General features: G+C 38.2%; 16 protein-coding genes and 1 tRNA gene. 8 read left to right on the top strand and 9 right to left on the bottom strand.

Annotation, left to right across the window (positions count from 1 at the left end; translation table 11 throughout):
* Positions 1–54: 54 nt before the first annotated feature.
* Positions 55–128 (top strand) — tRNA-Arg (locus BUA72_RS06915).
* 92 nt (positions 129–220) lie between these two features.
* On the opposite strand, the gene BUA72_RS06910 is transcribed toward BUA72_RS06915, so the two are convergent.
* The 8 genes from BUA72_RS06910 to BUA72_RS06875 all read right to left on the bottom strand — a co-directional run bounded on the left by BUA72_RS06910 (position 221) and on the right by BUA72_RS06875 (position 6,168).
* Positions 221–1,357, bottom strand: a complete 1,137-nt coding sequence (locus tag BUA72_RS06910) for an NADH-dependent flavin oxidoreductase (RefSeq protein ID WP_072922315.1) — start codon at positions 1,355–1,357, stop codon at positions 221–223.
* Positions 1,358–1,385: 28 nt separating this feature from the next.
* Complete coding sequence (locus BUA72_RS06905) at positions 1,386–2,129, bottom strand: SDR family oxidoreductase (protein ID WP_072922314.1); 744 nt, start codon at positions 2,127–2,129, stop codon at positions 1,386–1,388.
* Between the two features lie 40 nt (positions 2,130–2,169).
* Positions 2,170–2,448, bottom strand: a complete 279-nt coding sequence (locus BUA72_RS06900) for a putative quinol monooxygenase (protein ID WP_072922313.1) — start codon at positions 2,446–2,448, stop codon at positions 2,170–2,172.
* An 18-nt stretch (positions 2,449–2,466) separates the two neighbouring features.
* Positions 2,467–3,537: an NADH:flavin oxidoreductase/NADH oxidase gene (locus BUA72_RS06895; protein WP_072922312.1), complete on the bottom strand. Its 1,071-nt coding sequence runs from the start codon at positions 3,535–3,537 to the stop codon at positions 2,467–2,469.
* Between the two features lie 81 nt (positions 3,538–3,618).
* Positions 3,619–4,005: a nuclear transport factor 2 family protein gene (locus BUA72_RS06890; RefSeq protein WP_072922311.1), complete on the bottom strand. Its 387-nt coding sequence runs from the start codon at positions 4,003–4,005 to the stop codon at positions 3,619–3,621.
* Positions 4,005–4,565, bottom strand: a complete 561-nt coding sequence (locus tag BUA72_RS06885; RefSeq protein ID WP_072922310.1) for a nuclear transport factor 2 family protein — start codon at positions 4,563–4,565, stop codon at positions 4,005–4,007. The genes BUA72_RS06890 and BUA72_RS06885 overlap by 1 nt, the downstream gene beginning before the upstream one ends.
* A 284-nt stretch (positions 4,566–4,849) precedes the next feature.
* A complete protein-coding gene (locus BUA72_RS06880) occupies positions 4,850–5,485 on the bottom strand; it encodes an SDR family oxidoreductase (RefSeq protein WP_072922309.1) in 636 nt (211 codons plus the stop codon).
* A gap of 23 nt (positions 5,486–5,508) precedes the next feature.
* Positions 5,509–6,168 (bottom strand): helix-turn-helix domain-containing protein, encoded by a 660-nt coding sequence (locus BUA72_RS06875; protein WP_083544130.1) that lies wholly within the window; start codon positions 6,166–6,168, stop codon positions 5,509–5,511.
* A 1,693-nt stretch (positions 6,169–7,861) separates the two neighbouring features.
* Between BUA72_RS06875 and BUA72_RS06870 the strand changes: the two genes are divergently transcribed.
* The 7 genes from BUA72_RS06870 (at position 7,862) to BUA72_RS06840 (ending at position 19,708) form a co-directional block, all read left to right on the top strand.
* The gene (locus tag BUA72_RS06870; protein WP_317043234.1) at positions 7,862–8,212 is read left to right on the top strand and encodes a hypothetical protein; all 351 of its coding nucleotides are present in this window, start codon (positions 7,862–7,864) and stop codon (positions 8,210–8,212) included.
* A gap of 41 nt (positions 8,213–8,253) precedes the next feature.
* Positions 8,254–8,418, top strand: coding sequence for a hypothetical protein (locus tag BUA72_RS24600; RefSeq protein WP_228407844.1), 165 nt, complete (start codon positions 8,254–8,256; stop codon positions 8,416–8,418).
* Between the two features lie 355 nt (positions 8,419–8,773).
* Positions 8,774–9,355: a hypothetical protein gene (locus BUA72_RS06860; RefSeq protein ID WP_139259563.1), complete on the top strand. Its 582-nt coding sequence runs from the start codon at positions 8,774–8,776 to the stop codon at positions 9,353–9,355.
* Positions 9,356–9,566: 211 nt separating this feature from the next.
* Entirely contained in the window at positions 9,567–16,676 is a 7,110-nt protein-coding gene (locus BUA72_RS06855; RefSeq protein WP_139259561.1) for a DUF8202 domain-containing protein, read from the top strand.
* Between the two features lie 144 nt (positions 16,677–16,820).
* Positions 16,821–17,372, top strand: coding sequence for a hypothetical protein (locus BUA72_RS06850; protein WP_072922512.1), 552 nt, complete (start codon positions 16,821–16,823; stop codon positions 17,370–17,372).
* A gap of 106 nt (positions 17,373–17,478) precedes the next feature.
* A complete protein-coding gene (locus BUA72_RS06845) occupies positions 17,479–18,864 on the top strand; it encodes a T9SS type A sorting domain-containing protein (protein ID WP_072922305.1) in 1,386 nt (461 codons plus the stop codon).
* A gap of 88 nt (positions 18,865–18,952) precedes the next feature.
* Positions 18,953–19,708 carry an SDR family oxidoreductase gene (locus tag BUA72_RS06840; RefSeq protein ID WP_072922304.1) on the top strand — a complete coding sequence of 252 codons (756 nt, stop codon included), beginning with the start codon at positions 18,953–18,955 and terminating at the stop codon, positions 19,706–19,708.
* A gap of 216 nt (positions 19,709–19,924) precedes the next feature.
* Here the strand turns inward: BUA72_RS06840 and BUA72_RS06835 are convergent, their stop codons facing one another.
* Positions 19,925–20,269 (bottom strand): winged helix-turn-helix transcriptional regulator, encoded by a 345-nt coding sequence (locus BUA72_RS06835; RefSeq protein ID WP_228407843.1) that lies wholly within the window; start codon positions 20,267–20,269, stop codon positions 19,925–19,927.
* Between the last annotated feature and the right edge of the window lie 85 nt (positions 20,270–20,354).

The following is a 20,354-nucleotide window of genomic DNA, read 5'->3' as shown; positions in this document are numbered from 1 at the left end:
AAAGAAAAGAAAAAAGTGCTATATTTGCAAACCCTTAAACAACAAGGTAACAACGGCCTCGTGGCGCAACTGAATAGCGCATCTGATTACGGCTCAGAAGGTTACAGGTTTGAATCCTGTCGAGGTCACAAACAGCCAAATGGCGCCACTTTAAGACAAGTGGCGCCATTTTTATTTATTTGGAAAACAAAATTATTCAGATTAATACTTTTTAATTTCTTTAAGATTCCAAGGAAACCCAACCTTCTAACGTTTCAAAAATTTTCATCAATTTCGAGGGTATTTTTTTATCTTCCACGGTATCAAATTTAAGATTTGAAACAATTTTTTCTTCTTCCCCACTTTCAACTAATTCCACCCAATCAGGATTAATAACCAAAGTTCTGCCTATTGCCACCATAGAAACACCATAGTCTAAAACACGATCAGCCATTCCAGGTGTTGTAATACCTCCGGCAACAAGAACAGGAACCCTGTTGTTTACATAATTGTTGAGTACAACTGATATTGGCTCATCTGAAAATTCTGAATCAATTGGTTTTTGATTTACAGCATCCAATAAAGAAAAATGTAGATAATCGATGTTTTCTTCAATCAACTTATCAATTAAAATGAAAGTATCTTGAAGTCCATAGGTTTGTTGAGGCATTTCTTCAGGTGAAATTCTGTAACCAATTAAGAACGGACGATCAGCATATTCTGAAACTACTTTTTTCACTTCCCGAACAATTTCCAGACTAAGTCGTATACGATTTTCTAGAGAACCTCCCCATTGGTCATTTCTTTTATTGAAAAAAGGAGAGATAAAATTCTGAAGTAAAAACCCGTGAGCTCCGTGAATTTCTACTCCATTAAAACCAGCTTCGATTGCTCTTCTGGTGGTATCACCAAATGCTTTGATGATTTCCAGAATTTCATTTTCACTCAATTCTTTCGGAAGATTTTCTTTATCGGAAAGTAATACAGGTCCACTTGAGACAGCACTTGCACTTACCACTTCGCCATTGGGAATTAGACCAGGAATTGCTTTATTTCCTGCGTGAAACATTTGTAAAATTGCCGGTGCTCCACCACTTTTGGCTGCATTGGCCAACTTCTTCAGGCTAGGAAGAAAGATGTCATCATATCCTGCAAATTCATGGGTAAAACCAATTCCATTTGCTGTAACGTGGGTACATCCTGTAATCACCAATCCTACCCCATTAACTCTTTTATGATAGTATTCGACTTCTTCATCGGAAATGGTAAAATCTTCATTCGATGCCCAAGTGGTCATTGGCGCCATTACCAACCGATTTTTCAAACTAATTCCTTTGTCAAATGATAAGGGAGAAAATAGCTTATTATATTTATTCATTACTTAAAAATTCTTTTTTTATTAAATATTACCAGTCTTGCAAAGTTGGGCTGATAACGATATCATTCACGTTGACATTATCAGGCTGATCAAATGCAAATAACACAGCATTAGCAATATCTTCAGGTTCAATAGCCTGCTTGTTCAGCTCTGCCGCGATTTCTGCTCCTTCCTTATTGGTCACTTTTTCTGCCCATCCAGTGTTAATCACACCCGGACTTATCAGGCTTATCTTAATTCCTTTATGAACAGAAACTTCTTTTCTTAAACTTTCAGTAATTGCCCGAACGAAAAATTTAGTCCCGTGATAGATACCAGCACCGACGTCGATATTGATTCCTGCCACAGAGCCCATATTGACAATATGACCGGATTTCTGCTCCAACATTTTAGGAAGTACTGCTGCAATTGCATTCAGATAACCCTTGATATTGGTATCAATCATTGCATTCCACTCATCAATTGCAACGTCCTTCCATTGTGAAAATAACATCAGACCAGCATTGTTAACCAAGTTATCTATCCTTCCAAATTTCTCAATGGCAAAATCAACCATAGCATTCATTTGCTCAATATCTGTTACATCGGCAACAAAGATTTCAGCTTTACCCCCTCCACCTTCAATCTGTTGCTTAACTTTCTCTATTTTATCATCAGCTCTGGACACCAAAACAATACGGGTTCCGGCTTTGGCCAATTTTAATGCTGTTGCCGCACCAATTCCTGAAGATGCACCAGTAATAATGGTGACGGACTCATTTAATTTTTTCATATTTCTAAATTTTATAAACGATTATAAATTCGATTCAGAATTATTTGGATCGATAGATAATCGGTTGCTCTTGTAATTTATCGAATGATGCAAAAAACTCCTTTGAATATGATTGCTCATTATGGAGATCTAAACCATCTACACTTTCCCATTTTTCATTAAGGATAAAAGTATTTTCATCATCAATACTCTGGTGGACATCATATTCGATGCAGGCCTCTTCTTTCTTAGATAATTCCGGGAGACTGTATAGAAGGCCTTTTATCTCTTGCACATGCTCAGGCTTTGCCTTTACGACAACGGTTAAATAAATACTCATAAAATTTGTTTTTTGATGTTAAAAGGCAAGCTCGTAAGGTTTAGGAACAGGAACTTCCGAACGAAGCTGTTTTGCGGCGTCTAAAGGAAAATAAGGATTTCGTAAAAGTTCTCGGCCTATGAAAATAAGATCAGCATCTCCATTGGTCAAAATTGTTTCGGCCTGATGTGCGCTGGTAATCATACCGACTGTTCCCACAAATAATTGGTTTTTCAACTCACGTTTAATCTTACTTGCAAATGGTAATTGATACCCGGACCCCACTACAATTTTAGCGTTCGGAACTGTACCACCAGAAGAAACATCAACAATATCAATTCCCTTCCCTGCTAATTTTTTGCTTAACCAAACTGAATCATCAATGTTCCAGCCATCTTCCATCCAATCTGTAGCCGAAATACGAACAGCAATTGGAAGTTCAGAAGGCCATACTGCTTTTACTTTATCAATAATTTCAAATAAAAATCTTGCTCTGTTTTCAATGGTTCCACCATAATAATCGCTTCTTTTGTTTGGAATAGGCGATAAAAACTCATTGATCAGATAACCGTGCGCACTGTGGATTTCGATCATTTCAAAACCAGCCTTTAACGCTCTCGCAGCAGCATCCGCAAAGGCTTGTTGAAGTTCTTCGATATCTTCCAAAGTCATTTCGCGGGGTGTTTGCATTGTTGAAGAAAATGCAATAGCAGAAGGTGTTATCACTTCCCACCCATTTTCTTCATCGGGCATTAACGGGCGGCTCTCACGTCCTGAAGCCCACGTACTTCCTTTTCTACCGGCATGCGCCAATTGAATTGCAGGAACAGATCCGCTACTTTTTATAAATGACGTGATCTTGGTAAGCATTTCAATATGTTCGTCTTTCCAGATTCCCAAATCTCCAACACCAATACGTCCGTCAGCTCTGATAGCTGTTGCTTCCAGCATTACTGCACCTGCGCCTCCCATTGCCCTCGAACCATAATGAACCAAGTGCCAATCACTTGCTAAGCCATCTTCGGCCATGTACATACACATTGGCGAAGTGATGATTCTGTTTTTAAACGTAATTGATTTTACATTCAACGGACTGAATAATTTTGACATTTTATTTTTTTTTTGACACAAAAGTTCCCGCTGGAAGCAATTTGATGCTCCCAGTAAAAACTTTTACAGAATGATTTTTAATTATTTATCGTAGAGATGAAAAAGTTTTGCAACAACTTTCCAAGCTCCATCAATTTTGATCAATGAATGGAAATCTGTAAAATCTTCATCGGCAGCATCGTGTTCCATTTCGATACGAACAACTGCTGTGGTGGGTGTTTTATGTAAAACAGTAAGATTGGTTTTGATGTTGGGTGCCGCGCCAAATTTCTCCACATAGGTGTAGAGATTATCTATACTTCCTTGCGACAGATCACTCCCTAAATGACCATACATGATCGCATCCTTGTGAAAGGTCTTTTTTAATTCTACTACGTTTCCTGTTTTTAATCCGTGAACATAGCCTTCCATTGCCGCCAAGACATCTTCATAATCCTGAACGGTGTTGATATTTTTATTTGCTGACATTATTTTATGGTTTGATAAATTTTACTGATAATTTTCCAATCGTTGCCGTCTTTTACCAATGTAAACATATCGGCATATCTGTTGGGTCCAAACTGAGATTCGATTCTCACGATTGCTACATCTCCCTCTGCATCTAAAGTTGTCAGTTTGTAATTTGCTTCCATTGGCTCTGCTGCGGAAAATCCGTCAAAAAGTGCCTGTATTGGCACACTTTTCAATGCTCCGGCTTCAGACCATGACATGGTTGCAGTTGATGCGAATGCCGGTTTAGCAATATTGCCATCGCCTTTTCTTCCTGCTTCAACATATAAATCTATTGGTTTCAGGATCGCTTCTTTTTGTTCTTGATTGTTTTGCATAACTTCTGTTTTATTATTTTGATTGTTTTTATCTTGACATGAAATTAATAATCCTCCAACTGTCAAGGCTGAGATAATTGCTACCGTTGGAACTGAAGAAAATATCTTCTTCGATATTTTTCCAATGTTTTGTCTTAACCCGTCAGGATTAGAATTTGCGGAACCAGAATTCATATTTTTTTGTTCCTGAATGTTTTTCATAAATCGTCTTGTTTACCTGAATGTTACAATTTTACAGCTTAAATTACTGTCTTGTCTGACAGAATAATTAAGCTCTTTTTCTATAACAAAGGTACGATGACGAAAATGTGATGGCTTTTCTAATCAGTTCAAAGATTTTGACTAATTAGTCCTTTTTAGCAATGAAAAATTGAGAAATATAATGTTGAAGTCTCTCCATTAATAAGATTCAAAAAAATTAATGGGAAAGTGAAGATTAAGTAAGATAGGAAGCCCATATATTCAGTTCATTGAATACAGCCTTTTTATCCAAGTTGATTAAGTGCTTCATCAATCGGTGTATTTCCATCATGCATCAAAATAACCTTACCAATTGTTGAATTATTTTCCAATACTGCGACAAGGGTATCAACAACATTAGCAATAGAATTTGTTCCCGGGCTGGTAACATTGGCCTCTATTTTTCCAGTTCCGCGTTCTTCTTTAAGCGCTCCGGGCTGTAAAATAGTATAATTGAGTTTGGTTTGAGTAGTAAGATAAAGATCAGCATAGTGCTTAGCAATATTATAATCTGCTAAATCACTTAGAAAAGATTCATTCCAGCGTTCGGGTTGCAATGCAAAAACTGAGCTCAGCATAATATAACGTTTAACTCCGGCTTTTTCTGCGGCTTGCATGGTTTTAATTGCTCCATGTAAATCTATCTGCAAAAGATTTTTCCCACGCGATCCAGAAACAAAATAAACCGCATCAGCACCGCTCATACTTTCTGCAAGCGTATCAACATCGCTGAGCAAATCAATATAAACCCGCTCAATATTATATGCGTTATTTGCTGAATTTGGATTTCTTGAGCCCGCTAAAACCTGATACTTAGCAGCTAGTTTAGTAACTAAAAGAGATCCGACTCTACCATTTGCTCCAATGACTAATACTTTCATACATTTAATTTTAAAATGATCTGTTACCGCGATATACTCGGTGTCTGCCCATGAAATTCTTTATATATTCTTGAAAAATGAGAGACATTTTCAAATCCTAGTGAGTAACAAATGTCTGAAACCGACAAAGATGTTGTTTCCAGCATTTCTTTTGCCTTCTCTAATCTCTTTTCTCTGATCCAGGTTGCGGGCGCAACATTGTAGATATTCTGAAAATCTCTCTTAAAACTTGACAAGCTTCTGCCTGAAAGATAAGCCAGTTCAGAAACAGAAACCGGTGAAGCATAATGCTGTTCCACCACGTTACGGATATCGGTTCGTATAGGCTCATGTAATTGTAGGATTTGTAAAAACATATTCCGGTTACATTCCGCAACATCGTATAATAACTCCATAATCTTTAAGCGAAGCTGCCCTGGATGAACCACAGAATGATCAAAAAAATAGGGCTTCATGGAATGGGCAAATGCAACCAAACATTCATTCATTGGATATGGTTTTGTTTTGATCTCTCCTTCAGGTTTTGACACCCTGATTTCTGATGTTGACAAAAATGACTTTAGGAGATCATCTTTAATGCTAAACATCAAACTGTCATAAATATCGTCATTTTCAGTATTTCCAAATTTATGATACTTTACTGCAGTAGCTTTCTTTAGCAAAATCATATCATTTTTGCCCACTGTATATTCCTACTTTCCATAGGTAAGAACAACCGTTCCCTCAAGGACAATAAGAAGTAAATGCTGTTCGAGATACATAGTACCTCTAACTTCTGTACTATGTATACATTGCTCAATTAAAGTACAACCATCAAGTTCTAAGGTATTCTGAGGTGTATCAAGACCTATCAGAGAAGTCGGGAACTTTATCATTTTTTTCATTTCCTTACTTTTTAAATATCTGCTTTGATTATTTTATGGCTAAATGGTAAGTTACCTAATAAGCATGAGTTCTATAAAGGTAGCCATATGTTCTGATTTACAGTATACAAATTTATGTATTCTGTAAAAAACGAACCATCCTTTTTAGTTCAAATAACTTTACTAATTAGTTCAGATCATATAATTATATAGGAGAAAGTGAATCACAATATTCCAACTCTTTTCTCATCTGATATTTTGAGCACCAACCGATATTTTATCAATCGTCAAGATATAAAACAATTATTCCAGCAAATCAAACTGACTTATAAGACAAAATCATCCGGAAATGTGTTTGAAGAGCATCTTTTTAAGTTTATACGTAAAGACAATATTTATATACTACTTATTTTCAAGTACATAACTCTACGATACTTTCTATATCAGTAAAAAAGGAGTTTGGATAGCGTCCTGCTAAGTTTACCAATAGCCAAATAGCGCCAACTGAAGACAGTTGACGCTATTTTTTTATAGCGTAAAATCTTTTATTAAGTATAAGGTGATATAGACCTATAGTGCCCTTTTATCTTTGCTGGTTCCGATGAAATTCCGTCAAAGAAAATAAAAGCAGCGATAGTTATTTGGAGCGAGCCTCAAAATAAAAATTTATGCTATTGTAATAGCATATTTGATATTTCTCTGTTTCGTGCAAAGTTTAAAGACATTCGAAGTAAACTAAAGTCAAATTGCGACAACTTCAATTATTTTGAATATTTAATATTTTCCTTAGTAAAGTCAAAGGCCTTTTGAAACAATTCGAGAGCTTCTTTATTTTTATTCTGCTTTCCATATATTTCTATGATACCGCGTCCGCTTTTTAGAATATCTCATTGATATCCCATCTTTTCAGATACTGATTTTCAAACTGAATAAAGCTTTCTCTTTTTCTGCATCAGAGATTTTTGTATTACATCTTAGCTCCTCTAATTGGGTATCAATATATTCTTTATTCAGAATCATTTTGGATTGCCCGTTGAGACTAAAGCTGATGAGCAGACAATATAGAGATGAAAGTAGAATCTTTATCATCGATAATGTTATTTTTCAATTATAAATCCTGCAAATTTAACCCTATATAGTTCTCAAAAACACAAGTATCTATTTGGTATTATTTTAAATCCGCACAAACACCAAATAAACATAACACACTGATTTACAATATATCAAATTTGTAAAATCATAAAAAAGCACATGAAACTTTCTGAATTCTTCCTGCATGAGGTTTGTACAGGCTCTGACATAATTATAATATTGTATCAAATACTAAACAAGCCTTAAAACAACACAATGAACCACCCAATGATACATCAAGACATTGGCCGGTCCCTTTCCACTTACTTTTTAAAAACAGATACAGGTTATGAATTCAAATTTTAGAACTATTCATATTGGAACATTTATACAATTACGGGTTAAAGAAAATAACATTGACTTACCCCGGATATGCAACTTCATGAAATGTTCAGAAAATGAAATTCACGACATGTATGTGCAGGAAAACCTCCCAACTGATATCTTACTGAGGTGGAGCAAACTTCTGGAATATGATTTCTTCAGGCTATATTCCCAACACCTGATATTATATGCCCCACCTTCGGCTTCTTTCAAAGAACAAACCTCATCAAAGCTCCCTCATTTCAGAAAGAACATTTATACCCGGGAAATGATAGACTTCATCCTGGAGCTCATAGAAACAGGAGCGAAAACCAAACGTCAGATTACCAGTGACTATGGAATTCCCTATTCGACTTTATGCAAATGGATTGCAAAACATAATCACGAGGAGCTCGCAATCGAAAATTAAAAACAAAACCTGAAAACTCTATATAGAATTTAAATAATACCATGAGAAATCAAAGTCAACCTAATTACAAACGGATCTATTCGGATATCATTGATCAGAAATTTCCCCATAAAAAATTGGAATGTGAAAAGCTGTTGAAAAAGAAAATACTTTTTGCTGTGGATATTATTGAATTAAATAAAAGAATCTTTGGAGCTAAAGATTAGGACATCAAAACAATCAATCAAAAACTGCGCTCCTACAACAAAACAGATATTCTGCATATCCTTGATTATCAAAAAAATAATAAAATGAATAATATGCAAGTGGCCGCACATTTCGGACTGAGTAGAAATACCATGACCAAGTGGCGAAGAATGTTCAAATAGAACAAAAAAAACACAAAAGACTGAAAAACAACATATTAAATACAGTAAAACATATGCACAATTCCGAATTTAGCCTATCAATGTTTTGCTCAATTCACTTAACAGTGACAATGTTACACATCTTTAATTAAAGCACTTTAGGCTCTATTTAACCAGAAGAGAGTATATTATGCAGATTCTAAAAACTATAACGATGAAATCAGCCTTCCCTGCTCATGTAAAATGGGAAGGATTTTTCTTTTGGTTTTTGCTATTTGTTAATTGTCATCCTATACAGGCCATTGTTAAATCCAAAGAGGTTTATGCAGAGCCAGATACCAACGATCATTCAACAATACTATTTATTTCAAAGGGAACAACTGTTTCGGGTATGAATTACTTACATCTTTCTCGTACGGATGTAAAAAAGAATAAAAACCGGATCAACACTACTAAAAGACCTGCCACAGTAAAAAAGAGGGTATTGAAAAAAACAAACCCAAAACTTTCTGACCTAAATCAAAAGTCAAAAACCACTTATGGATTTAGCAGTTCAACTAATTCGAATTCATCTTTATACAGTTCCGGCAGCAAGATCGTTTATGCTTTTGGAGCAGGGCCATTTAACTTTAAATGTATCGGTACAGATGATCTGAAAACGATCCTTATCATCATCATTTTACTGGATATATTTCTTATCAATTTTTATAAAAGTCACATATCCTTACGTCACTATTTTTCCAAAAAATTCCAAAGACCTCCACCGGACATATACCGTCCATATAATTACATTTAATTGAGATCATCTCAAGCTCTGTTTACTGTTTTTTAAATAGAAAAGTGAAGTCTCAGTACATTTTGCCGGACCATTCCGACGCAAATAGGATATGCTATTTCCTTTTTTAACAGGCATATTCCCAATACAATATTAAATGTTATTGGAAATTTTATAATGACTCCATCATGGGATGGTATCATTTCATATAAATCAAAAGCTAATTCAAATAATGAAAAACCAAAAATTACTTTTTATCCTATTGCTCTTTTGGGGCAATATGATACTTTACGCACAGTGCAGCGTAAATGCGGGAGGAAATGCTACGATATGCGGCACATCCTACACCCTGCAGGGCAGCTCCGCCAATACGAGCGGAAACCCTGTCTGGACACTCGTATCCAAACCCTCAGGCGCACCTGATCCGGTGATCAGTAATATTAATTCTTTAACACCCGCTGTTACAGGAATGACCTATCCCGGAAATTATGTATTTCAGGTTTCACAGAACTGCAGTCCGTCCGGGACAGTAAATTCACAGGTAACCATTACGGCACCGGGAGCCACTACAGGCTTTACGGCAGGGCCGGATATTACTGGTATACCTGCAAGCTCAGGAGTAGCTGCACTTAATGCTACTATACCTGCAGGATATACCGCTTCGTGGACATATTATAACATTCTCGATAAAGAACGTTACAATGACACTACTACGACTAATGCTACCATGTCTAATACCAATACGGCAAATCCGACACTCACTCTTATAAAAAAAGCAAATCATGATACAGATCCTGCTTATCGTGCAGTGTTAAGAATTACTTCCATTAATAATCCCAGTTGTTGGTATGAAGATGATGCTATTGTTAGATTTGTTCCCAACCAGAATCTTATACTTAATGCAACATACAGTAATTGTTATTCTTCAACAAATAATGATCGTTATATAGGTTTAGCTAACAACTCCCCTGTATTTGCAACTAGTTATCCTAATGTTTCCGGTAACCCATCTTTTGGTACAACAGTATCTGTTAATCCGATAAGCCAGCCTATTGGCGGAAATATTTCCTTTAAAGAAATAACAGGAACTAACCTATATTTCAATGGCGTAAATGCAATAGGAACCTATGTATTCACTATAACCATTTCCAATTCTAACGGCACCTATACCACCCCTCAAATTACTTACACCTATAATGGTACCTCACCTAATCAGGTAAGCTTTTTAGACTCTGCATACCCCAGTCAGATGCAAGCATATTCCTCCGGTAGTAGTGGAGGCGCAATCTACTGTAATATGGTTGGTTCTAATTCCCCTATATCTTTTTATTTTAAGATTGATCCCGCCAACTTACCAACGATCATTACAAAAGTAACAATAAGTGGTACAATTCCATCTGGTGGCGCTCCGGGAATAGTGGAAAACGGAGCAGGAACACTGAACAGAAGTGCTACATTAACACCTCCAGCAGGCGGTTGGAGAGCAGGGACTTACCGATTTTCTATAAGCACTACATCAGGAGCTTGCAACATATCTCAAAATTATTATGTTCATATATCTGATGGGTCTCGTCCTAATGTTGACGTAAATGACATGACTATATGTTATTCCGGTTCTGGTACTACGTCTGCTACCGTAGCACTCCCTTCTGTTTATCAGGAAAGTGCTTCAAATCCTAGTTATTTCCAGAATTTTAGTGGCAGATATGATTTGACACTGATCTCTAAGCCTTCAGGTGCAGCTGATCCTGTTTACGAATCAACAAACCTTAGGAAATTTACCAATACTTCTACAACTATTAGTAACTTAAATAAAGAAGGGGAATATGTTTTCAAAATAAAAGCAGTTCCAGATGCGGGTGGTGTAGATCCAAGATTTATTAGCTTAGAATATGCCTGTTCGGGGACATCTTTGGAAGATACATTTTCGATATTCGTATCCCAACAGATAGGTGCTAATGCAGGATCTGCCCAAACATTAGTGGGATCTTCTCAGACGACTCTTAATGGAAACAATCCAGGGATAACCTCTACAGGAGCCTGGACTTTGGTATCAAAGCCAGCCGGAGCAGCCAATCCTGTCATTGTAACACCAGCAGCCTACAATACGGGTGTTACAGGACTTAATAATGCAGGAACTTATACTTTTCGCTGGACAGTTACTACGGGTACCTGTGTGAGCACCAGTGACGCTTCAGTTAATGTTACTGCACTTTCACCTGGAGGTGTAAATGCTGCCGTATGGTATAAAGCAGATGCCGCTGTGTATTCTGATCCCGGTACAATTGCAGCAGCAGACAATTCTGCGATTCAGCAGTGGAATGATCAGATGGGTACCGGTTTCAATCTTGTTCAGGCTACAGCTGCGCAGAAACCGGTCTTCTCCAACCAGAGTACATTGGCTAACTTCAACCCTACTGTGACTTTTATCTCAGCAGGGCATACAACAGGACAAGGAGGCTTTATGGCCGCAGATCCTGGTACAGGAAACGCTATTATCAACCGTGCACAGGGAAGTATCTATATTGCCGGTAAAATGAATACCCTTGGTGCTGCAGGATTAGCAGGTTTTGATCAGTCCATGGATTATCCGGGTCTGCATATTTCTAATAATGCAACTACAGACAAACTGTTATTTTACACAGCAGGAAGTGGCTACACGACATTATCCACCAATTTGTTTGCCGCTAAAAAGCCTTTCGTAGCAGGTTCTTCATGGCTGAATGCAGCAGGAGCTACAGCAGCATACTCACTTGCTAAAGCATGGTTAGATGGCAACGAATCTGTTTATAATAATACGGATATTAACGTCAATACAACGGATAATGCAACAAACCGTGTTTTCAGAATAGGACGTGATACCAATTGGGGAAGTCATGACGGGCAGATCAATGAGATTGTTGTATTTGCAACACCTCTTACGGCATCAGAAAAAGCACGTGTAGATTCTTATCTTTCTGTTAAATGGGGAACAACTCTTACAGGAGATTATGTAAATTCTACAAATAATATTATCTGGAACAACACCGTAGCTTATCAGAATAATATGATAGGGATCGGAAAAGATAATCTTTCTACTTTATATCAAAAACAATCACGAAGCGAAAATCTTAATCAAAAATTGATCATAGGGGCTGGAAGCTCACTGGCCAATACTAATGCTGCCAATGCAAACATTCTTACGGAAGGACAATTTCTTTTAACAGGTGACAATGGTCTGAAACAAATGCTAACGACTCCACTTTCTTATACAGCAGGCTCCAACGGCGTAACCAACTACCGTTTTGAATCCATCTGGAAAGTACAGAATACCAATACTGTAGGAACAGTTACGGTTGCATGGCCTAAAAGCGTAAGCAATCTATACTTAGTACAGTCACCTGATGCTGTCTTTGACGGTACAGATACCTTTACTCCTATGGTAACGGAAGTTACTATTAATGGTGTAGCATATAACACAACGAATGTAACTTTAACCAATGGACAATTCTTCACCTTTGCCGGTTTTGCACAAGCACCCGGAGGAGTTATGGGTGCCGATTTCTGGGTAAAATCAGACGATGCCGGAGTAATTGCCACAGCATGGAAGGATAATTCTATAAATGAAGACAATATCCCGAACGTGGGAGGGGTCACTTTATCGGCAGCGGACAGAAGTCATAATTTCTATCCATATACCACGGGATATACTTCTGCAAAGTATTTCCATAATAATAATTCAGCAATGAATCCGTTGGGCAATGTAGAATTAGCCAATACTAATACTTCTATTTTCTCGGCAGTGAGACCTACTGATTCCTCAGCCGGACGTATCATAGGGATAGATAATGATGCTGTCTATGCTGCAGAACCCGGAGTTTCCATTACAGCAGCCGGAAATCCTAGACAATATGAGTTTTTTAATACAACCACATCATCGGATTTCTCTGCACCGTTCAATATTGGACAGTCTAATGTATTTTCATCATTAGCCAATAATACCACTGCAAACGGAGGAACTTCCACTATCGCCGGAGGAGAAAAAAGATTGGGACTCAATGGTTCTTATCAGACTTTTTCAGGTTTTGCTGCAGCTAATAAGTTCCAGATCTATGGTGCAAATCTAAGATTAGGTTATGCTACATGGGACGTTAACGGTGCTTTCCCGGGTGATCTTATGGAAATTGTATGGTATAATCGTGTCTTAACGGCCGATGAGCAATCCAGGGTGAATTCCTATCTTGCTATTAAGAACGGGGTTACTGCTACAGAAGATTACCTTACTGCGAGCAGCAGCATTGTATGGAGCATAAACAATAATACGGGTTACAACAATAATATATTTGGTCTGGCGAGAGACAATTCCTCCGCATTACACCAGAAACAGGCAGCCAGTACAGCAACAAGCCAGAAGCTAGTTATTGGTAACGGAACATCTTTATTGGATTCCAATGCTGCCAACCTCAACAATCTTACAGAGGGGCAATTCCTTTTAACCGGTGATAACGGTCTGAAACAGAGCCTGACTACTCCACTTACTTATATAGCAGGTTCTAACGGAACAACCAACTACCGCTTTGAATCCATCTGGAAAGTACAGAATACAAATAGTGTAGGAACTGTAACACTGGCATGGCCTAAAGGGGTGAAAAATCTATATTTGGTACAATCTCCGGATGCCGTTTTTGATGGAACGGATACTTTTACACCCATGATAACGGAAGTTACCATCAATGGCGTAGTATATAACACAACTACTGCAACATTAGCCAACGGGCAATTCTTCACGTTTGCCGGTTTCGGAAATGCTCCCGGAGGCGTTGCTACCAATCTTTCTTACTGGTACAGAGCCGATAAAAATGCTGTAAATACCGGAGCAACAACAGATGTAACGGGGTGGACGGATATGTGGAACGGGACAACAGTTTCTCAAAGAGTGACCAATGCACTTCCTAAATATGCTGCAGGTACATCAAATTACTTCAACTTCAACCCGGGAATTAATTTTACAGCTATCAATCAGACATTAGGTAATATAGCTACACAAACATTTACGAACACAAGTAATGATGTATTTACGGTTACCAAAGAAGGGATGACCGCACCAGGTAGCCCGAACCCTCACTTCCTGAGTGTAGGAATGGATAATATCAATACCACTATTAGCAATTGGGACTACATGGGAATGTATCCTACTACCAATGTCATAGAAAGAAGAGTTGTAGGCGGTGGAACACAAATGGTTAACTCTGGCTTAATTTATTCTGCTACCATTCCGAGTATTATGTACAATACCTTTACCAATACGGCATTGGCAAGAGGGCTTAATGGTGCAGCTAATGCAACTACCGCCAATTATACAGCAGTAGGTTTAGGTTTAGGAGGTCATGTATTTGGAGATACCCGTTGGACAGGCAGCGGAAGTGACAACGGAGGTTTTATTGGTAATCTCGGTGAAACTATTATTTACGGAGCAGGTAACTTAACAGCTGCAGAACGCAGAAGAGTGGATTCATACTTAGCGATAAAGTATGGGATAACCTTAGGCCGTGTCAATACAGACCATTACCTGGATACTGACGGAAGCATAGTATGGAACGGAGCCGCCAATACCATTTTTAACAATAATATTTTTGGCGTATCAAGAGATGATATTGAAGCGTTTGAGCAGAAAGTATCAAAAAGTGTAAATCCAGGAACGATACTTACCCTTGCTACTACCAACGATTTTGTAAATCCAAATCAGGATGCAGCACGTACCGGCTTTGTAAATGACAAAACATATTTCCTTTTGGGTGATAATGCGAACACAACTGCTACCCCGGTAGATCTCACAGTAGGAACACATACTTATAAGAGAATTCAGAGAATATGGATGGCACAGGAGAAAAAAGCAGATGCAGGTGCACTATTCTTCGAAGCAGATCTTACATCGTATAACAGTGGTACATTTAATACGACTTCGGGTATGATGGTCATGCTGATAGCAGATGATGCAGCTTTCACGACTAACGTTACCGTAGTTAATCCTACATCTAACGCTGCTGCAAAATGGGTATACAACCAAAATGTAGCAGAAGGAAAATTCGTCACTTTTGCGATGGACCCTTGCTATGGACCAGATTCCGATGGTGATGGCATTGCTGACATGTGTGATCTGGACAGTGATAATGATGGTATTTTGAACACCAATGAAGGGTATGTATGTGACAAAGCATCCATCCCGGCATCTGTATTAACCACGGATCATATCATGAATTACAACTTTACCAATTTTAATGGTATTAAAGGTTTTGATTTTAAATTATCATCAACAGCTGTTGCTCAACGTTGGGCTTCTCCTGTCGCTCAGTTTAACATGAGCGGTGTAGATCCAAGGGTCAATAATAATAAAATAACTTATGAATTCGATCTGCCGGTAGATAATTTTAAATTTTGGGTGGCCGATTTAGATGGTCTTGAAAAGGTAAATATTAATTTATACGATCAGGCCGGTAACAGAATTTCCAATCTTTTACCCTATGCTACAGTAAAAGCAGAAGTTGTAGCCGGCAGCACAACCTTTACAACAGATGCAGCCTATGGCGTTAAAATAGCTACAACCCGTAATAGTGATGCGATTTCCAATCTCAATTATGTCGAAATCTCAGTTCCGGGAATACAGATAAGCAAAGTAGAAGCTACTTTTACAGGTTCCAACGGTACCACACCGGAATATCATATCGCTAATATGTGTACCAAAAGAGATACAGATGGGGATAAAATACCAGACTATCTGGATCTTGACAGTGATGGTGATGGCTGTCCTGATGCCAGAGAAGGAACAGGAGGTTTTAATACCACTCACCTTGTCAACTCCTCTTTACCAGGCGGAAATACAGGACCTGGTTATACAGGAACAGCAGGACCTGTCATCCAAAACCTCGGTAACACAGTGGGTAGTACCGCTACAACTTTAGGGATACCTACCATTGCAGGAACCGGACAGGCTTTAGGAAGCGCTCAAGATGCCACTATCAATGCTTGCGTCGCACCATTCTGTTATAAACCAGGGATTACAGCCGGTACAGCTTTAGACACCAAAGTCGGTATCACTTCCCTTAGCAGAGCCGGAGTGCAACAAGATAACTGGCCGATGATCAGAAAAGGAGGCTGGATAGCATTGGAAGCAAAAACCAAAGGCTTCGTTCCTAATAGAGTTGCTTTCAGCGCTGGTAATCCTGTAGGCATCAACCCTGCCAACTTTGTAGAAGGTATGATGCTCTATGATTCAACCAACAAATGTATGAAGATGTATACCTTAAAAGAAGGTGACACTTCTATGGCCTGGCACTGTATCACTACACAAACCTGCCCGGATTAATACAGCTTAATTAAAGTTAGCAGCCGGCAGTAGATAATCAGAGCTATTGTCGGCTTACTAACTATTAAGAAATACCTGAAAATAAAATCAAAGATAATTTCACTGACTCAACGAATCTATTTCATGAACACAAAATGTAACAAAATGATTAAAAACAATATAAAAACAGCATTATCATCTCTATTGATGCTGGCTGCTGCCACAACAAAAGCTCAAGTTGCAATCGGGAAACAGAATAGTACCAATGCATCTGTTTCTTTAGAATTTGCGAATACTGAAAACAGAGGATTAATCCTTCCCTACGTAACAGATAAAGGCAATATTACGGTAGAAGGAACTACGATCTACGATACAACAGATCACAAAGTAAAATACCTGAAAGCTTCAGGGTTATGGGCTAACCTTAGTGAGGATGATGGTACTGCGGCCACAATAGGAACTGCAGATCTTTCTATACAGGGATTGGATAAAACAGAGCAATCAAAAGCAAAAACAGCAATTGGAGACAATGGCGCAACTGATACCACAGGCGGAATCCTGGTTTTAACAGATGCTAATAAAGCAATGATTCTTCCCAAGGTAAACAGCCCGCACCTCAATATCATCAATCCGGCACCAGGAATGATGGTATATGATACCACAAAAAAACAACTTGCGGTATACAATGGTAAAGTATGGTCTTTCTGGAAACCTTAAAACTATTCTGATCCTATAACTTTTCAAATTCACTAATAAAAAAATTAAAACTATGGTACACATGACATCATTTAAAAACAGACGAACAACAATAATGCTCTGCATTATGACATTATTAATCAGCTTCAGTGGTATGAATGCTCAATGCTCTTTAACCGGGTGGAAAAAGTTTTCACAGGGAGAAACTTTCAGTGTAGCCTTAAAAGAGGATGGAACACTTTGGATGTGGGGACAAAATGTCAATAGTATTCTGGGAAATGGCTCCGGAGCAGTGACCATTGTCCAGCATCCTACCCAGATAGGAACAGATAATGACTGGACGGACATCTCTGTGGGCCGCTGGTTTGTTTTGGCAAAAAAATCCAACAATAACCTATACGGATGGGGAGACAATCAATTCGGTAATTTAGGAAACGGAAACAATACGGCTCAATATTCTCCCATAATGATTGCCCAAAATGTAAAGTCCTTTTCAGCAGGTTATCATCATTCAATGATTGTAAAAACGGATGGTACAATGTGGGGTACAGGGTACAATGATTGGGGCGGTCTTGGTATGGGAACCAGTCTTGGTTGGTACAACACCTGGCAGCAAGAATCTTCTCTCGCTACAAATTGGGAAAAAACATCAGCAGGATATTATAATTCATTCGGGATCAAAACCGACGGAACACTTTGGTCTTGCGGAACCAACATAGAGGGACAGACCGGTACCGGTGCTACAGGTGGAGAATCTGATGTTTTTGTACAAATAGGAACAGATACAAACTGGAAAGATGTTTCTTGTGGAGTTTATCATGTTTTAGGACTTAAAACTACAGGAAAGCTTTTTGGCTGGGGAGCTAGTCATGATGGAAGATTAGGTATCGTTGGAGCGGGTGCTCAATATTTCCGGAGTCCACAGGCCATAGAGGCTTCTTCAGATTACAGTCAGATTGCTACTTCCTGGGATGCTTCGGCTATTATGAAGAGTGATAAGACATTATATGCATTTGGTATTAATCATAATGGTATTACCGGGGGAACTGCGGGAAGTACAAACAATTTAGCCCCACAGCAGATAGGTACAGATACAAACTGGAAAACTTTAGCACTTCGTGTTGGAGGGTATCATTTTGGAGCCGTTAAGGAGGATACTTCATTACGGTCTTGGGGAGCAGATAACCTATATCAGCTAGGTAATGGCGATGGTGTATCAGCAGATAGCAGAGTTCCTACCCAGGTTTTTTGTTCTGCAGTTCTGAATACCAATGAAACAGATACTAAAGAAAGTACAATCAGCATCTACCCTAACCCCGCTAAAGATATTGTGCATATAAAATATTCTGGAAACCTACAGCAAGTCAAAATCTACAATTCAAATGGCTTATTAGTAAAATTGATCTCCAATCTTGATCGTCAATTAACCATCAATATTTCCGATCTGCCGGCAGGTATTTATTTTATACATGCCAATAACGAAGCTCAAAGCTTCAAACTCATAAAGAAATAAACCATTCAATATCACACATCATAGCAGCTTCCGGAATCAGAAGCTGCTTTTGAATCATAAACACAATATCAATAAAAAAACATTCATTATGCAAAAAAATGATTTACAAAACAAGGTTGTATTAATTGCCGGAGGTGCAAAAAATCTAGGAGGACTTCTAAGCAGAAACTTTGCTGCAAAAGGGGCAAAATTGGCTATTCATTACAATAGCGATACTACAAAACCAGATGCCGAAAAAACATTGGAAGAAGTAAAAGCATTGGGAGCTGAAGCATTCAGCTTTCAGGGGGATTTAACCAAAATAGAAAATATCACCCGCTTTTTTGATGAAACCATTTCAAAATTCGGAGGAATAGATATGGCCATCAATACAGTCGGAATGGTACTAAAGAAGCCTTTTGTAGAGACCACAGAAGCAGAATATGACAGCATGAGCGATATCAATTCAAAAGTAGCCTATTTCTTTATTCAGGAAGCAGGTAAAAAACTGAATGATAATGGAAAAATCTGTACTGTAGTGACATCTTTACTTGCAGCGTACACCGGATTGTATTCTACTTATGAAGGGATGAAAGCGCCTGTTGAGCATTTTACAAGAGCAGCGTCTAAAGAGTTTGGAGAGCGTGGCATTTCTGTAACAGCCGTTGCTCCGGGCCCAATGGATACGCCATTCTTCTATGGGCAGGAAAGTGAGGATGCGGTAGCCTATCATAAGTCTGCATCAGCCTTAGGCGGACTTACCGATATTAAAGACATCGCTCCTCTTATTGAGTTTCTGATTTCTGATGGTTGGTGGATTACCGGACAGACTATTTTTGCCAACGGCGGTTATACCACAAGATAAGCTTTAATTGATTCAATCATAAATCGTTACTAATCTGAATCATACGGCGCCACTTTATGACAAGTGGTGCCTTTTTTTTTCTAAAAATCAGACTCATCAATTCAGTAGATTATATACCTGCAAATTAGTTATATTTCTAAAATTAGTTGGTCCCATTTAACATGTAAATACAAAACAAATATGGAATCGGATACTAACAATTCCGGAATACTCATCTCAATTATTCTCCCCCATTCTGTTTAAAATTACCCTTCTCAGCCTGTCTTCATTCTCATCACCCCAGTACCCCAATACAGAAATTACCGGAATTAAGGTCTTCCCAAAATCTGTGAGAGAATATTCAACTTTTGGCGGAACTACCGGGTAAATTTTCTTTGTCACAAGCTCGTGCTCTTCAAGTTCTTTCAACTGGATATTTAAAACCCGTCTTGAAGCATCCGGAATTTTACGCTGCAGTTCACTGGGACGCAGATGTCCTTCATTGATAAACCATAACAGACGGATTTTCCATTTTCCGTAAAGGACTTCACCGATAAGGTCGAGACCGCAGTTTAAATTCAAAGGTATTTTTCTCTCATGCATAAACAAATTTAGTCCAATGTACCAAATTGTACAATAGGGGAAAAAATTATCCCTATGCAATTCG

It is taken from the genome of Chryseobacterium sp. OV279 (genome assembly GCF_900128945.1).
Classification (GTDB): Bacteria; Bacteroidota; Bacteroidia; order Flavobacteriales; family Weeksellaceae; genus Chryseobacterium.
Note: the sequence above shows the minus strand (reverse complement) of the source record. Positions and strands in the feature narration are given on the sequence as shown.